The sequence below is a fragment of the Shewanella sp. GJ50-10 genome, from assembly GCF_055808815.1.
Window position 1 is genome coordinate 1,761,189 of record NZ_JBVVSS010000001.1, and the last position, 14,475, is coordinate 1,775,663.

Below are 14,475 nucleotides of genomic sequence, written 5' to 3' on the forward strand. Positions count from 1 at the left end.
GAAATCAACGCTATAAAATAGGTGATTTGTTTAGCGAATATTCAGTCCAAGATGTTAATTAAATCAAACAAGATGAATTTATCCATTTAAGCAGCAAAGTATCGTAAACTGTTGCGAGTGCAACAATTTAGGAGGCGTTATGGCCGGAGTAGATAGAGAGATTACTTTACGATTTTTAGCAGAACCTGCTGATGTAAATTTTGGCGGTAAAGTCCACGGTGGCGCCGTAATGAAATGGATTGATTTAGCAGCCTATGCAGGTGCAGCGGGTTGGAGTGGTAAATACTGCATTACTGTGTATGCAGGTGGGATCCGCTTTGTTAAACCAATCCACGTGGGTAATATTGTTGAGGTAAGTGCCAAAGTCATTTATACCGGTACTTCTTCGATGCATTTAGGCATTGATGTAAAAGCAGGCGACCCTAAAGAACCTGAACGTCATTTAACCACCCATTGTATTGTGATTATGGTCGCTGTGGATGATGATGGTAAACCTACTTCTGTTCCTGAGTGGATCCCTCAAAATGAAGATGATATCCGTTTAAGAGATTCAGCACTCAGATTAATGGATATGCGTAAACGCATCGGTGCTGAAATGGAAGCCCATGTAAAACCTGCACTTTAACTATTTAATACTAGAAGCTCACATAGTTAATAGCATTCAAACATTAGAATAATAAGAAGGATATTATGGCGAAGGTAGCATTTATTGGACTTGGCGTTATGGGATACCCGATGGCGGGACATCTTGTTAAGCATGGCCATCAAGTCACGGTTTATAATCGCACCACTGCGAAAGCTGAGCAATGGACACAAGATTACCAAGGTGAATTTGCACTAACCCCTGCATTGGCTGCAAAAGATCAAGATATTGTCTTTACTTGTGTTGGTAATGATGATGATTTAAGGCAAGTTATACTTGGTGAAAACGGAGTGATACACGGTATTCAATCTGGCGCTATTTTAGTTGACCATACAACTGCTTCCGCCGATGTAGCTCGTGACGTTGCCGCAATTTTGGCTGACAAAGACATCGAGTTTTTGGATGCGCCTGTTTCAGGCGGGCAAGCAGGTGCAGAAAATGGTGTGTTAACTGTGATGATGGGCGGTAAAGAATCTGTCTTTAATCAAGTCAAAGCAGTCATTGAGTCATACAGTCGCTGCGCCGAATTATTAGGTGATGTGGGCGCTGGTCAGCTAACTAAAATGGTTAATCAAATCTGCATAGCTGGTGTTGTTCAAGGACTCGCTGAAGGACTTCACTTTGCTAAAAGTGCTGGTTTAGATGGTTTAAAAGTGGTTGAAGTCATTAGTAAAGGCGCAGCGCAAAGCTGGCAAATGGAAAATCGCTATCAAACCATGTGGCAAGGCGAATATGATTTTGGTTTCGCCATTGATTGGATGCGGAAAGATTTAGGTATTGCACTGGAAGAAGGGCGCCGAAATGGCAGTCATTTACCTGTTACAGCATTAGTGGATCAATTCTATTCTGAAGTACAGGCAATGAAAGGTAATCGCTGGGATACATCTAGCTTATTAGCGCGTTTAGAAAAGAATCGGTAACGTATCAAGCTGTCATCTCAATGGTTACATTCAAGATTTTAGAAAAAAAGCTCGTCACGATTGGTGACGAGCTTTTTTATAGGTTGTGGTTTAATTTAGCTGTCTGAAATAACAGATTAAATTTTTAGTCCAATCATTAACTTATCTAACTCTTCAGCTGTGCTGTTAAGTTCATTACAGCCTGACACCGACAGATTAGCCGATTCTTCAACATTGTGAGATTGATTTCTAATTTCCATTAAATTAGAGGCTATTTCATTTGCAACAGCAGATTGTTCTTCAGCTGAGGTTGCAATTAACACGCTCATCTCAAACACCTTACCACTGTGATGTGCGATGCTTGCCAGATCTTCACCGGTTTGAAGAACATGCTTTTTACCTTCTTCAGCCTGATCAACAGTGCGTGACATCACTTGAGTAAGGTTCTGAGTACCAGATTGTAAGGCTTCAATCATGGATTTGATTTCGACTGTAGCAGATTGGGTTCGACCTGCAAGGGTTCTTACTTCATCTGCTACAACGGCAAATCCTCTACCTTGTTCTCCAGCGCGCGCGGCTTCAATTGCTGCGTTAAGTGCCAATAGGTTAGTTTGCTCAGAGATAGCATTAATTGTGGTAACAACAGCATCAATTTTACTGGCATTGTCATTTAGCTCATTAACAGCATCAGATGCGCCGGCAATTTCAGTTGAAAGTAAATCAATGGCTTGAACCGTGGTTTCGATGTCATTTGAACCAGCAGTCACTTGGTTATTGGCTTCTTGAGTTTCAGATGAAGATTGCTCGGCATTACGAGCTACTTCTTTAACCGCTGCCGTCATTTCTTCCATTGCTGTTGCGAGTGAGTCAAGATGCTGACGTTGATTAACCGCAACAGCTTGGCCGTCTTCTGCAGTAGTTCTAAAACCTTGAACTACTTGTCTTATTTGCTCAGTTGCTTGGGTCATTTGTAAAACAAGCTTATGTTGTCTGTCGACGAGTGTATCAACGCTTATCGCGAGTAAACTGAATTCGTCAGGTACTTCAAAAAAGTTTAATCGACTGGTTAAATCACCATCTGCTGCGCGGCGAAGAGCCATTACCGTAGTATATAGCGCACCACCAATGAATGTAGAAATGTAATATGAAAATAATAAAATAATAATAATAATAATAACCATCAATAAGTAAGCTAAATTATTGTCATTATTCGTTTTGTCGGTAATATTTTGATGAGTTATTTGGGTTGTGATGACTATGTCGTGAGCATTAACTGCACTAAATGCTGTAAACCCGGAACTGGTTTCAATTGAACCACCGCCTTGACGTGAAATTTGTTGCTCTTGGCGGGTAAGAGTATCAATATTAACCGCTCGGCTTGAGCCATCTAAATCGGATAAAAAAGCTTGATGCTTATCCTCATCAAGTAGATTTAACGCTACATCAACGGCGTGATTGTAGGTATTGTTTAGTGACACAGCTTCTTCAATCTCAGCCTTGGCCAAAGTGGTTTTAAAACTATTGGTAAGTGTAAAAGTAAGCAATAAAATCAGTGCTATAGGAACAATTGCCAAGATGGTAAATTTTGCTTTTATTGATAACTTAATTAAAAACTGATCAACCCACCTGAATTTTACTTCTTTCATGCTTGCCTCTTATTTTTATCACGCAATATAAATGTATCGGATGTAACGACATAAACTTTAGTTGGACTTTCAACAAATTTGAAAAAAAGGAGGCAACTTTTGAACAAGCATTGAGACATTCATAAAGAGAAAAATTTACAATTTTAGATATCAATTTTTTTCAAGTTTAATCTAATTAAGATCATATGAAGCTAACTCATGATAATGCAGGAGTTTACTGGCTTTAATTGCAATAAATACTAGCAAAATAAGCCTAGGTCACGTAAAATCCCATCTTTTGTTTTAACCCCATGCTCTGGGTTTAATTTAACATTAAAACCTAGACTAAATATGTCGTCCGAACCTTGGGCGCCCAAACGCATTTGATATGCAAGAATGCAGTGGAAGATATAATGCAGCAGTTAACTGAGATCGTAGAACAAGCCTTAGAAGTAATTGGTAAGGCCAGTGATCTAAAGGCATTGGATGATATCCGTGTCGATTACCTTGGTAAGAAAGGTAAGATCACTGACATGATGAAATTGATGGGTAGCTTAAGTCCAGCAGAGAAACCTGCTTTTGGACAAGCAGTCAACCAAGCTAAACAAGCGGTACAGAAAGAACTTTCTGAGCGCATTGAAGGCTTAAAGGCTGCAGAGTTAGAAGCGCAACTTATCGCTGAACAAATCGATGTAACCTTACCAGGTCGTACCATTGAATTGGGTGGACTTCACCCAGTGACACGTACTATCGAACGTATTGAAACTTTCTTTGGTGAGTTAGGATTCTCTGTTAAAAATGGTCCTGAAATTGAAGATGACTTTCATAACTTCGATGCATTGAACATTTCTGAGCATCATCCTGCTCGTGCTGATCATGACACTTTCTATTTCAATCCGAAAGTAATGCTTCGTACGCAAACTTCAGGTGTTCAAATTCGTACAATGGAACACGAAAAGCCGCCTTTACGTATTATCTCTCCAGGCCGTGTTTACCGTAACGATTACGATCAAACTCATACGCCGATGTTCCACCAAGTGGAAGGTCTGCTAGTTGATGAAAAAGTTAACTTTGCTGAGCTAAAAGGCATTTTGCATGACTTCTTACGTAACTTCTTCGAAGAAGATTTAGAAGTGCGTTTCCGTCCATCTTACTTCCCGTTTACTGAACCTTCAGCTGAAGTTGACGTAATGGGTAAAAACGGTAAATGGTTAGAAGTATTAGGTTGCGGTATGGTGCATCCTAACGTACTTCGCAGTGTCGGTATCGACCCTGAAAAATACTCTGGTTTTGCTTTTGGTATGGGTGTTGAGCGTTTAACAATGCTGCGTTACGGCGTAAATGACCTACGTGCCTTCTTCGAAAACGATTTACGTTTTCTTAAGCAATTCAAATAACGGAGCAATATAAAGATGAAATTCAGTGAATCTTGGCTTCGTGAGTGGGTTAACCCATCAGTAAGTCGTGACGAGTTATCACACCAAATTACAATGGCCGGTCTTGAAGTAGATGGCGTTGACCCAGTAGCAGCCGCATTTAGTGGTGTTGTTGTCGGTGAAGTTGTTGAGTGTGGTCAGCACCCTGATGCTGACAAACTACGTGTTACCAAAATTAATGTCGGTGAAGAAGAGTTAATCGACATCGTTTGTGGCGCACCAAATTGCCGTTTAGGTTTAAAAGTTGCTGTTGCTATGGTTGGCGCAGTGCTTCCTGGTGATTTTAAAATTAAGAAAGCCAAATTACGTGGTCAACCTTCATTTGGTATGTTGTGTTCATACGGTGAATTAGGTATCGACATCGAAAGCGATGGCATTATCGAATTACCAACAGATGCGCCAATCGGTAAGGACGTTCGCGAATATCTAGACCTTAACGATGCCATCATTGATGTTGATTTAACTGCTAACCGTGCAGACTGTCTTGGTATGGCAGGTCTTGCCCGCGAAGTCGGCGTATTAAACCGTGAAGCGGTAACAGAGCCAACTTGGGAAACAGTTACAGCGACCATCGAAGATAAAGTTGCAATCAATGTTATTGATGCACAAGCTTGTCCTCGTTACTTAGGCCGTGTGGTTAAAAACGTAGATTTAGCTGCTGCAACTCCATTATGGATGCAAGAAAAATTGCGTCGTAGTGGTATTCGCTCAATTGACCCAATTGTTGATATTACCAATTACGTATTAATTGAATACGGTCAACCAATGCATGCGTTTGACTTAGCAACCTTAAGTGGTGCTATTCAAGTACGTTTAAGTGATGGTGTTGAAAAGCTAACATTGTTAGACGGTAATGAAGTGACAGTACCTAATGACACTTTAGTTATCGCAGATGACAGTGGCTCAATTGCCTTAGCTGGTGTGTTTGGCGGTGACAAAACAGGTGTGACTGAGAAGACTCAAGATATCTTGTTAGAGTGTGCATTTTTCGCTCCTCTTGCGATTATGGGTAAATCACGTCGTTTAGGCCTTCATACAGACGCTTCACATCGTTTTGAGCGTGGTGTTGACCCAGAGCTACAACACAAGGTCATGGATCGTGCTACACGTCTAGTATTAGATATTTGTGGTGGCGAGGCAGGTCCTGTTGAAGAAGCTGTTACTGAAGCTAATTTACCTAAGCCTGTTGAATTAACATTACGTCGTAGCAAGCTTGATAAAATTTTAGGTCATCACATTCCTGATGCTGATGTGACTGAAATTCTTGAGCGTCTAGGCTTTACTGTTACAGCTAATGCGGAAACTTGGGATGTTGTGACTGCAACTTACCGTTTCGATATGGCAATTGAAGAAGACTTAATTGAAGAAGTGGCACGTATTTACGGATATAACAATATCCCTAATATTGCACCGGTTGCTTCATTAACCATGTCAGATCACAAAGAAGCGGATATTTCATTGCGTAAAGTTCGTAATGTTTTAGTTGCTCGCGGTTTCCAAGAAGCTGTGACTTATAGTTTTGTCGATCCTAAGCAACAAAATCTTGTTCACCCTGATGCGCCAGCAATGATTTTACCGAACCCTATTTCGGTTGAAATGTCTGCAATGCGTCTTTCAATGTTCACTGGATTATTGACCTCAGTAGGTTACAACCAAAGCCGTCAGCAAGGTCGTGTGCGTTTATTTGAGACTGGTTTACGCTTTGTACCTGATGCAAAAGCAGATTCTGGTGTTAGACAAGAAGCCATGATTGGTGCAGTGATTTCAGGTGTTCAAAATGATGAACATTGGTCAATGGATTCAAAAACTGTCGACTTCTTTGATTTAAAAGGTGATTTAGAATCAATTATCGGCTTGACAGTTTCGACTTCTGAATTTACTTTTAGAAGTGCAACACATTCAGCTCTTCATCCGGGGCAATGTGCTGAAATACTAAGAAATAATCAGGTCATTGGTATCATTGGTGCTGTCCATCCTAGTTTGGAAAAGCCTTTTGGACTAAATGGTAAAACAATTATTTTTGAGTTAGAACTGGACGCTTTACTGCATGCCAGTTTGCCGCTAGCCCAGACTGTATCTAAGTTTCCTGCAAATCGACGTGATATTGCTGTTGTTGTTGAAGAAGAAGTTTCTGCAACTAATGTTATGAATTTGATAAGAAAAGTTGGCGAAAATCAGTTGGTTGGCTTAAACTTGTTCGACGTATACCGAGGTAAAGGTGTTGAAGCAGGCAAAAAGAGCCTCGCAATAGCACTTACATTACAAGACATTACTCGTACGCTTGAAGAAAAGGACATAACTGAAACTGTTGATTCAGTTGTATCTGCACTTAAGACCGAGTTCAACGCATCGTTGAGGGACTAAAAGTATGGCACTTACCAAAGCCGAAATGGCAGAACATCTTTTTGAAACGCTGGGCATTAACAAACGTGTTGCCAAAGAGATGGTTGAGTCTTTCTTTGAAGAAATAAGAGAAGCACTCGAAAGTGGTGAGCAGGTCAAGTTATCTGGCTTTGGAAACTTTGATCTGCGCGACAAGAATCAAAGACCGGGAAGGAACCCAAAAACTGGTGAAGATATTCCAATTTCAGCTCGACGTGTTGTGACTTTCCGTCCAGGACAAAAGTTGAAAACTCGAGTTGAAGAATCAAACTCGGCTAAGAAATAGTTTCGCTTGATTAAAAAAGCCACTCGTTTGAGTGGCTTTTTTGTTTTCTAGGGCAGGTAAATCAGTTTGAGTTATGCAGATGATATAAAAATATCGTGTTGTCAGTGCTAGAAAATTGTTATTATACGTCTTTGGCTCCGCTCTTTATTTCATAGCATTGATGTAATTTTTTGAGGTTTCTTTTGGCTAGACAAGCAAAACATTTCGATCGTCGATTTACTCTTTCTTTATTGCATCCTAAATATTGGGGCACATGGCTTGCCATTGTCATCTTATTTATATTTGGTTTAATGCCTGCGTTTATACGAGATCCTCTTTCTCGATTACTGGCAAGGCTGGTGATGCTCATAGCTAAAAAGCCAATTAATATTGCTCACATTAATATGCGAACTTGTTTTCCTGAAAAATCTGCGGCTGAAATTGATGCTTTAATTAAAGACAATGTCGATATGTTTGTATTGACCTTAATGTCACAAGCAGAATTACTGCTTCGCTCGAATGCGCATATCAAAAGCCGGGTTACGATTGAAGGTTTTGAGCATGTCGAGTCTGCAAGGCAAGCTGGTCAACCTATCATCTTTATTATGCCCCATGTGTGGCCGATTGATTATGCTGGGATCAGACTTAATATTGAGCTACCAATGGTTACGATGGCTAAAGCTCACAGGAATGGTTTATTTAATTGGTTTAGCAATCGTCTACGTAGTAGTCAAAATGGACGAGTTTACATGCGAGAGGCGGGTATACGCGCTCTAATCAGTGAATTAAGACAAGATAATAGTTTCTTTTATCTACCTGATGAAGATTTAGGCCGCGAGCAAAGTGTTTTTGCACCGCTACTTGGCACCGTTAAAGCTACTTTGCCAGTGGTAGGACGCTTAGCACAAGCAGGAAAGGCGCAAGTGTTGCCGGTCAAAATTGGCTATGATAAACAAGCTCGCCAATTTAATTTAACCGTGATGCCAGCGGTGAACCCAGAAGACATGCAAGGCAAAGACAACGAAGCTATCGCGCTAAATCAAATGGTTGAACAGGTGATTAACGCTTACCCTGAACAGTACATGTGGTTTTTGAAGTTTTTAAAAACCCGCCCGATAGGCGAAACCGATCTATATTAATTGTTTATTATTAATACAGATTAAAAAGGCACTAAAGTTGATTCTTTAGTGCCTTTTTTATAACTGGATTTAAGCTGTTTTTAATGACTCAATTCATAACGTTAAATGCTATTCAGAAAAGTAATACCAACCTTGATTGATTAACTGAGCGACTAGCGTCATTAGGGCTGGTTGTTGACGCCAACCCAATAAAAACTCTTGGTCGATAAAGTGCTCATTAGCAACAATTGCCACAATGTCAGCATCGATACCTGCAACTGTTACCACTTCACCATTGATGTATAACTGCGCTTGTTTATCAGCTTCTAACTTGAGGACTTTTAAACCTCCAATACGCTGAATGCTCGCGCCATCTTCAATGGCTTCAATAACATCATTAGTCGAAATAGGTTGCTCAAATGGGTTAAGGTCTAATTCAAAACGGTTTTGGCTTAACAATTTACCCAGCATGGTTTGATATTGATTTGGGTCTTGGGCAAGTTGAGTTAATAAATTCATCATCCCTTGTTGTTGTTGCTCACTCACGAAGCCTTTAATTGCTACTTCTTCAGTTGAGGTAAATCGCTGCTTACCAAGATTATTATCAATTAATGAATCTGCCATTTCGGTCAGTAACTCTTGCTGACTCGGCGCTCTAAAACCAATTGAGTAACTTAAAGCAAGTGTTAACGTTTCACCGCAATGTGGGTAGCCAGGTGGAATATAAAGTACATCACCTTTGGTTAATACCACGTCAATAATAGGTTCAAAGTCATCGACTAATGGGCTGTTTTTATCACCACCACGTTGTTGGTGGTTGCCAATATTGCCAACCTGCCAGCGTCGCTCACCTTCACCTTGAATAATGAATACATCGTAATTATCGATATGTGGCCCGACGCCGCCTTTAGGTGTTGCGAATGACACCATCAAGTCATCAAAACGCCAGTCGGGTAAAAAGCGAAACGCCTCGACTAATGGTTGAGACTCTGGATACCAATGATTAACGGCTTGAACTAATAACTGCCAGCCATCTTCACCATATTCATCATAATCTTCAAATGGTCCTTGAACTACATTCCAGCCCTGCGCTTGTGTTTGAACAATGCGTGAAGATATATCTTCTTCCATTGCTAAACCTGCAAGTTCATCTGCTGAAATGGGATCTTCAAAGGCATTAAAGGCATTTTTAATGACAATAGGCTTCTTTTGCCAATATTCACGGGTGAACTCAGCAGTATCGAAATTTAATGTATACATAGTATTAAAAAAGGCGACAGCTCATACGAGGTGTCGCCATTCCTTATTCATCTAATAAGTCACCTTAAGTGCTTATTTGGAGGATTATTTTAACTCGTCAACGAATGCTTCAGCACGGCCGATGTAGTTAGCTGGCGTCATTGTTTTAAGTTCAGCTTTAACACTCTCTGGTAGCTCTAAGCCATCGATGAATAAAGCAAGTTGCTCACCATCAATACGCTTACCACGGGTTAACTCTTTTAACTTTTCGTATGGTTTTTCGATGCCATAGCGACGCATTACCGTTTGTACAGGCTCAGCCAGTACTTCCCAGTTTTTGTCTAATTCAGCTAATAGGTTTGCTTCGTTAACTTCTAGCTTGCTGATGCCTTTCATTGTTGCTTGATAAGCAATTAATGAATGAGCCATACCAACACCTAGGTTACGCAATACGGTTGAATCCGTTAAATCACGTTGCCATCTTGAAACTGGCAATTTAGCGGCTAGATGCTGCATAAGCGCATTAGCAATACCTAAGTTACCTTCTGAGTTTTCGAAGTCGATAGGATTAACTTTGTGCGGCATGGTTGAAGAACCAATTTCGCCAGCAATAGTACGTTGCTTAAAGTGACCCATTGCAATGTAACCCCAAATGTCACGATCGAAATCGATAAGGATGGTGTTAAATCGTGCTACAGCATCAAATAGTTCAGCAATGTAATCATGCGGTTCGATTTGAGTTGTGTATGGGTTCCAGTTGATGCCTAAGCTTGTCACGAAACGTTGTGACAGTTCATGCCAGTTAACTTCTGGGTAAGCTGAGATGTGTGCGTTGTAGTTACCTACAGCACCATTAATTTTACCCATGATTTCAACTGCGTTGATTTGGTTTAGTTGACGCTCTAGACGTACAGCAACGTTAGCCATCTCTTTACCTAATGTAGTAGGTGAAGCAGGTTGTCCGTGAGTACGTGACATTAACGGAACTGATTTGTTTTCAGTCGCTAATTTTTTAATGGCATCAACAATCTCAAGACACTGTGGTGCCAAGACTAACTCACGTGCTTCTTTTAACATTAACGCATGAGATAAGTTATTGATGTCTTCTGAAGTACATGCGAAGTGAACAAACTCGTCGATAGCGACTAATTCAGCGTTATCGGCAATTTGTTCTTTAATGAAATACTCAACCGCTTTAACGTCATGGTTGGTGGTTCTTTCGATTGTTTTAACGCGTAATGCGTCTTCTTCGCTGAAGTTATCCTTAATGCTATCCAGTAAGATTAATGCTTCTTCACTGAATGGCGGAACTTCTTCAATCTCTGGGCAACTAGAAAGTAGTTTTAACCAGTTAATTTCAACTTGAACTCGGTATTTAGTTAAACCGAATTCGCTGAAAATGCCTCGTAAAGAGGTGGTTTTGCTACCGTAACGACCGTCTATCGGAGAGATAGCAGTCAGTGCAGAAAGATCCATTTGAAGCTCCTTGATGAACTTTTGTTGTAGGGTGATACGATTAATTATTTTTACGGCTACTAATAGCTGTATCCACAATGGCTTTACGAGCAAAAACAAGGTGACGACGTTTGCCACCTAATTGGCGCCATAAAACAGCACTACGCATAGCAGATAAAAGTAAAGCACGGATTTTTTGTTGTACTTGCGGTTGTTGCAAGCAAGCTGGATTACCAGAAATTTGTAATTTAGGGCCAAGTTCGCTGATGACATCACTATAAATGCTGGCTAAGCTTGCAACAATTTGCTCATCGGTAATGGCGAAGTGATGCAGCTGTCTATGAACTTGGTTAATGCGCTCGGCAAGCATGCCTAAGCCATTGGCTGAGCGAGCAAGCTTTCGCTCTAGTGCGAGCATGCCAACTAAATAACGTGTTGTTTCAACGTCTTTGCTATTACCGTCGCCTAATTGGTTTTCAATTAGCTGGTAGCCTTTATTGAGGGCGAGTTTGTCTTGGTAAATATCAGCGATAGAATCAGGATCTGTCACCATAATTGTGTTCAAACTTGCAGCCATTGCTGTCTCGTCTGATTCGCCGTGGCGAGCGAGATGTTGAACTTGAGCAATGGCTTGTAAAATACCTGCAAACGCCATAGTGCGTTCAAATAATACTTGGCTCACGCTCTATCCTCTAATTAAGGTATCAATAATGCCGCCGCCTAAGCAGACTTCACCATCGTAGAATACGGCAGATTGACCAGGGGTTACTGCCGCAACAGGCTCGTCAAACATCACTTTGATATTATCATCGCCCTCAGTTGTTACAGTACATTTCACATCTTGCTGACGGTAACGTGTTTTCACGGTAATTGTTGCAGGCGAGATTGGACCTTTACGGTCAACCCAATGTAATTGGCTGACCAACATGCCGTGCGACATGAGGCGAGGGTGGTTACCCCCTTGCGCGACAATTAATACATTGCGTAATAAATCTTTTTCGACCACATACCAAGGGTTATCGTTGCTGTTTTTTAAGCCGCCGATGCCTAAACCTTTGCGTTGGCCAAGCGTGTGATACATCAAGCCTTGGTGAGTACCAATGATTTCACCTTCTGCAGTTTCAATATCACCAGGTTGCGCAGGTAAGTATGTGCCTAAGAAGTCAGTAAACTTACGTTCACCAATAAAACAGATACCTGTGCTGTCTTTTTTATCATGGGTGATAAGGCCCATTTCTTTTGCAATATCGCGGACTTGGAATTTTTCTAATTCACCAACAGGGAACAGACTTTTAGCCACTTGTTTGTCACTTAACGTGTATAAGAAGTAACTTTGATCTTTATTGCTATCGATACCACGAAGCATTTGTGTTGTGCCGTCTGTGTTGTCACGACGTCGAACATAATGGCCCATAGCAATATAGTCAGCATCTAGAATTTCATCTGCGAATTCTAAAAATGCTTTGAATTTGATTTCTTTGTTGCACATGATGTCGGGGTTTGGCGTTCGACCCGCTTTGTACTCTTCAAGGAAATGTTCAAATACATTGTCCCAGTACTCTGATGCGAAGTTAACCGTGTGTAATTTGATGCCAAGTTTGTCACAGACAGCTTGAGCGTCTTTTAAATCTTCGGCAGCAAGACAATATTCATCCGTGTCATCTTCTTCCCAGTTCTTCATAAATAATCCTTCAACTTGATAGCCTTGCTGCATAAGCAGATAAGCTGAAACTGAAGAATCTACACCGCCGGACATGCCTACGATGACTTTTTTACCATTTGAATTGGGATTGATTGATGTCATAAAACCTAAAAACCAGTGAATTTACGGATACAAGAGATGATCATGTGGTCGACGTTAGCGCTTTTCAAGTCGCTAGTTAATTGTCGCTATATTTGATGTTGATATTGATCTTTAAAACTGACCTTAAAAATCGATGAAAAACATCACGAAAATCTCAAAAATGTGCGGCGCATATTCTATCACGCATTGTTGTTGTCGGCTATCATCTGCAAGTCACTATTAATCAGTGATAATGGGCTGTGACCTTTATGTAAAAAGTCTTCAATGGATTTTATCACTAATGGGCTTCTAAGCTGATGTTTTCGTGTGTTGATTTCAGCTAAATTAAACCAATGACACGCATGGATATCTTTATCTAAAGGCTGGCAGTTTATTAAGTTTTCAACTTCTGCTGCAAAGGTGAAACGTACAAATGAAAGCTGCTCATCAGCGCTAAATTGATAGATGCTAATCAAGCCTGCGAGCTCAACGTCTAATCCGGTTTCTTCTTTAACTTCGCGTTTACAAGCTTGCGGCAATGATTCATGTGCTTCGATATGGCCTGCAGGTTGATTAAAACGAACTTCACCATCAATGATTTCTTCGACAAATAAAAACTTATTCTGGCAATGGATAACACAAGCGACCGTGGTATTAGGTTTATAACGCTCTTTCGTCATGATTTATCCTATATACATTCAAATATAATTGTTTAAACGTTACAGACTAACTACTTAAACTCGTTATACAAATCAACCTTGAAAGATCAACAGGCCCTAATCATGTTGACTCACAAGGCTTTAAAACGATTACTGGGCAATCGTCTTATATTGGCCATTGTCGATATCATCTAAACTCCATTGACCTATTTTATAGCGAATTAATCTTAAAGTAGGGTGGCCAATGTGGGCTGTCATTCTTCTAACTTGTCTATTACGACCTTCGCAAATTTGAATTTCTAACCAAGTTGTCGGAATTGATTTTCTTTCCCTAACAGGTGGTATTCGCTCCCAAACGTTAGGCTCGCTCATAACAGACACTTTAGCAGGTAAGGTCATTCCGTCTTTTAATTCAACACCTTGGCATAAATCTTTTATAGCTTGCTCGCTGGGTTCGCCTTCAACTTGAGCCCAATAGGTTTTAAATGTTTTCTTTTTTGGCTGTGTTATTTGCGCTTGTAACTTGCCATCATTTGTAAGCAGCAATAAGCCTTCACTGTCCCTATCAAGCCTACCAGCAGCGTAAACATCTTTTACTGGAATAAAATCTTTTAACGTTTGCCTACCTGACTCATCAGTAAACTGACAAAGAACATCAAAGGGTTTGTTAAATAAAACAATTATTGGATTATCAACTGCTTTTTTCACGGTGCGTTTAACGGGTTTTCTGGTATTGTTGGTAGACTTTTTAGCTGTTCGGGCAAATGCCGGTTTGGTATTAAATCGTTTTGCTTTGTCATTTGCTGGCATAGATAAGCCTATTTAAGGGCGAAATTAAGTTATTTTGCATAGTTTACTTGGCATTGGGCCTTAGTGGAATTTGAATCTGCGAGATAATGATCTATGATGTTGGCCTAAAAAATGTGATCTGTGCCCACTTTTGTAACCGCAGCCACAGTTTATTTTTCTAT

The 14,475-nt window shown here is 40.4% G+C and carries 13 protein-coding genes; 6 read left to right on the forward strand and 7 right to left on the reverse strand.

The window, feature by feature from the left end:
* Positions 1–139 precede the first annotated feature (139 nt).
* On the forward strand, positions 140–625 hold the full coding sequence (locus AC0L4E_RS07320; RefSeq protein ID WP_473678639.1) for an acyl-CoA thioesterase: 486 nt from the start codon (positions 140–142) through the stop codon (positions 623–625).
* 65 nt (positions 626–690) lie between these two features.
* Positions 691–1,563, forward strand: coding sequence for an NAD(P)-dependent oxidoreductase (locus AC0L4E_RS07325; protein WP_473678640.1), 873 nt, complete (start codon positions 691–693; stop codon positions 1,561–1,563).
* A gap of 116 nt (positions 1,564–1,679) precedes the next feature.
* On the opposite strand, the gene AC0L4E_RS07330 is transcribed toward AC0L4E_RS07325, so the two are convergent.
* Positions 1,680–3,188 carry a methyl-accepting chemotaxis protein gene (locus AC0L4E_RS07330; protein ID WP_473678641.1) on the reverse strand — a complete coding sequence of 503 codons (1,509 nt, stop codon included), beginning with the start codon at positions 3,186–3,188 and terminating at the stop codon, positions 1,680–1,682.
* A gap of 392 nt (positions 3,189–3,580) precedes the next feature.
* On the opposite strand from AC0L4E_RS07330, the gene pheS reads away from it, so the two are divergent.
* The 4 genes from pheS (at position 3,581) to lpxM (ending at position 8,389) form a co-directional block, all read left to right on the forward strand.
* Positions 3,581–4,564, forward strand: coding sequence for a phenylalanine--tRNA ligase subunit alpha (gene pheS, locus AC0L4E_RS07335; RefSeq protein ID WP_220754669.1), 984 nt, complete (start codon positions 3,581–3,583; stop codon positions 4,562–4,564).
* 15 nt (positions 4,565–4,579) lie between these two features.
* Entirely contained in the window at positions 4,580–6,967 is a 2,388-nt protein-coding gene (gene pheT, locus AC0L4E_RS07340; RefSeq protein WP_473678642.1) for a phenylalanine--tRNA ligase subunit beta, read from the forward strand.
* A 4-nt stretch (positions 6,968–6,971) separates the two neighbouring features.
* A complete protein-coding gene (ihfA, locus tag AC0L4E_RS07345; protein WP_055024430.1) occupies positions 6,972–7,271 on the forward strand; it encodes an integration host factor subunit alpha in 300 nt (99 codons plus the stop codon).
* 182 nt (positions 7,272–7,453) lie between these two features.
* Positions 7,454–8,389, forward strand: coding sequence for a lauroyl-Kdo(2)-lipid IV(A) myristoyltransferase (gene lpxM, locus AC0L4E_RS07350; RefSeq protein ID WP_473678643.1), 936 nt, complete (start codon positions 7,454–7,456; stop codon positions 8,387–8,389).
* Between the two features lie 108 nt (positions 8,390–8,497).
* Here lpxM and AC0L4E_RS07355 read toward each other — a convergent pair whose 3' ends face one another.
* The 6 genes from AC0L4E_RS07355 to AC0L4E_RS07380 all read right to left on the reverse strand — a co-directional run bounded on the left by AC0L4E_RS07355 (position 8,498) and on the right by AC0L4E_RS07380 (position 14,314).
* On the reverse strand, positions 8,498–9,628 hold the full coding sequence (locus AC0L4E_RS07355) for a ribosomal protein uL16 3-hydroxylase (RefSeq protein ID WP_473678644.1): 1,131 nt from the start codon (positions 9,626–9,628) through the stop codon (positions 8,498–8,500).
* Between the two features lie 84 nt (positions 9,629–9,712).
* Positions 9,713–11,083 carry an adenylosuccinate lyase gene (gene purB, locus AC0L4E_RS07360; RefSeq protein ID WP_473678645.1) on the reverse strand — a complete coding sequence of 457 codons (1,371 nt, stop codon included), beginning with the start codon at positions 11,081–11,083 and terminating at the stop codon, positions 9,713–9,715.
* Positions 11,084–11,123: 40 nt separating this feature from the next.
* A complete protein-coding gene (gene hflD, locus AC0L4E_RS07365; RefSeq protein WP_473678646.1) occupies positions 11,124–11,744 on the reverse strand; it encodes a high frequency lysogenization protein HflD in 621 nt (206 codons plus the stop codon).
* A gap of 3 nt (positions 11,745–11,747) precedes the next feature.
* Positions 11,748–12,866, reverse strand: a complete 1,119-nt coding sequence (gene mnmA / locus AC0L4E_RS07370) for a tRNA 2-thiouridine(34) synthase MnmA (protein ID WP_473678647.1) — start codon at positions 12,864–12,866, stop codon at positions 11,748–11,750.
* A 179-nt stretch (positions 12,867–13,045) separates the two neighbouring features.
* Positions 13,046–13,525 (reverse strand): NUDIX hydrolase, encoded by a 480-nt coding sequence (locus tag AC0L4E_RS07375; protein ID WP_473678648.1) that lies wholly within the window; start codon positions 13,523–13,525, stop codon positions 13,046–13,048.
* Positions 13,526–13,654: 129 nt separating this feature from the next.
* Positions 13,655–14,314: an rRNA large subunit pseudouridine synthase E gene (locus tag AC0L4E_RS07380; RefSeq protein ID WP_473678649.1), complete on the reverse strand. Its 660-nt coding sequence runs from the start codon at positions 14,312–14,314 to the stop codon at positions 13,655–13,657.
* Between the last annotated feature and the right edge of the window lie 161 nt (positions 14,315–14,475).

Excerpts from the sequence above, each read along its gene's own strand:
- AC0L4E_RS07320 (WP_473678639.1), top strand. The coding sequence starts at position 140 with ATGGCCGGAGTAGATAGAGAGATTACTTTACGATTTTTAGCAGAACCT.
- AC0L4E_RS07325 (WP_473678640.1), top strand. The coding sequence starts at position 691 with ATGGCGAAGGTAGCATTTATTGGACTTGGCGTTATGGGATACCCGATG.
- AC0L4E_RS07330 (WP_473678641.1), bottom strand. The coding sequence starts at position 3,188 with ATGAAAGAAGTAAAATTCAGGTGGGTTGATCAGTTTTTAATTAAGTTA.
- pheS (WP_220754669.1), top strand. The coding sequence starts at position 3,581 with ATGCAGCAGTTAACTGAGATCGTAGAACAAGCCTTAGAAGTAATTGGT.
- pheT (WP_473678642.1), top strand. The coding sequence starts at position 4,580 with ATGAAATTCAGTGAATCTTGGCTTCGTGAGTGGGTTAACCCATCAGTA.
- ihfA (WP_055024430.1), top strand. The coding sequence starts at position 6,972 with ATGGCACTTACCAAAGCCGAAATGGCAGAACATCTTTTTGAAACGCTG.
- AC0L4E_RS07355 (WP_473678644.1), bottom strand. The coding sequence starts at position 9,628 with ATGTATACATTAAATTTCGATACTGCTGAGTTCACCCGTGAATATTGG.
- purB (WP_473678645.1), bottom strand. The coding sequence starts at position 11,083 with ATGGATCTTTCTGCACTGACTGCTATCTCTCCGATAGACGGTCGTTAC.
- mnmA (WP_473678647.1), bottom strand. The coding sequence starts at position 12,866 with ATGACATCAATCAATCCCAATTCAAATGGTAAAAAAGTCATCGTAGGC.
- AC0L4E_RS07375 (WP_473678648.1), bottom strand. The coding sequence starts at position 13,525 with ATGACGAAAGAGCGTTATAAACCTAATACCACGGTCGCTTGTGTTATC.
- AC0L4E_RS07380 (WP_473678649.1), bottom strand. The coding sequence starts at position 14,314 with ATGCCAGCAAATGACAAAGCAAAACGATTTAATACCAAACCGGCATTT.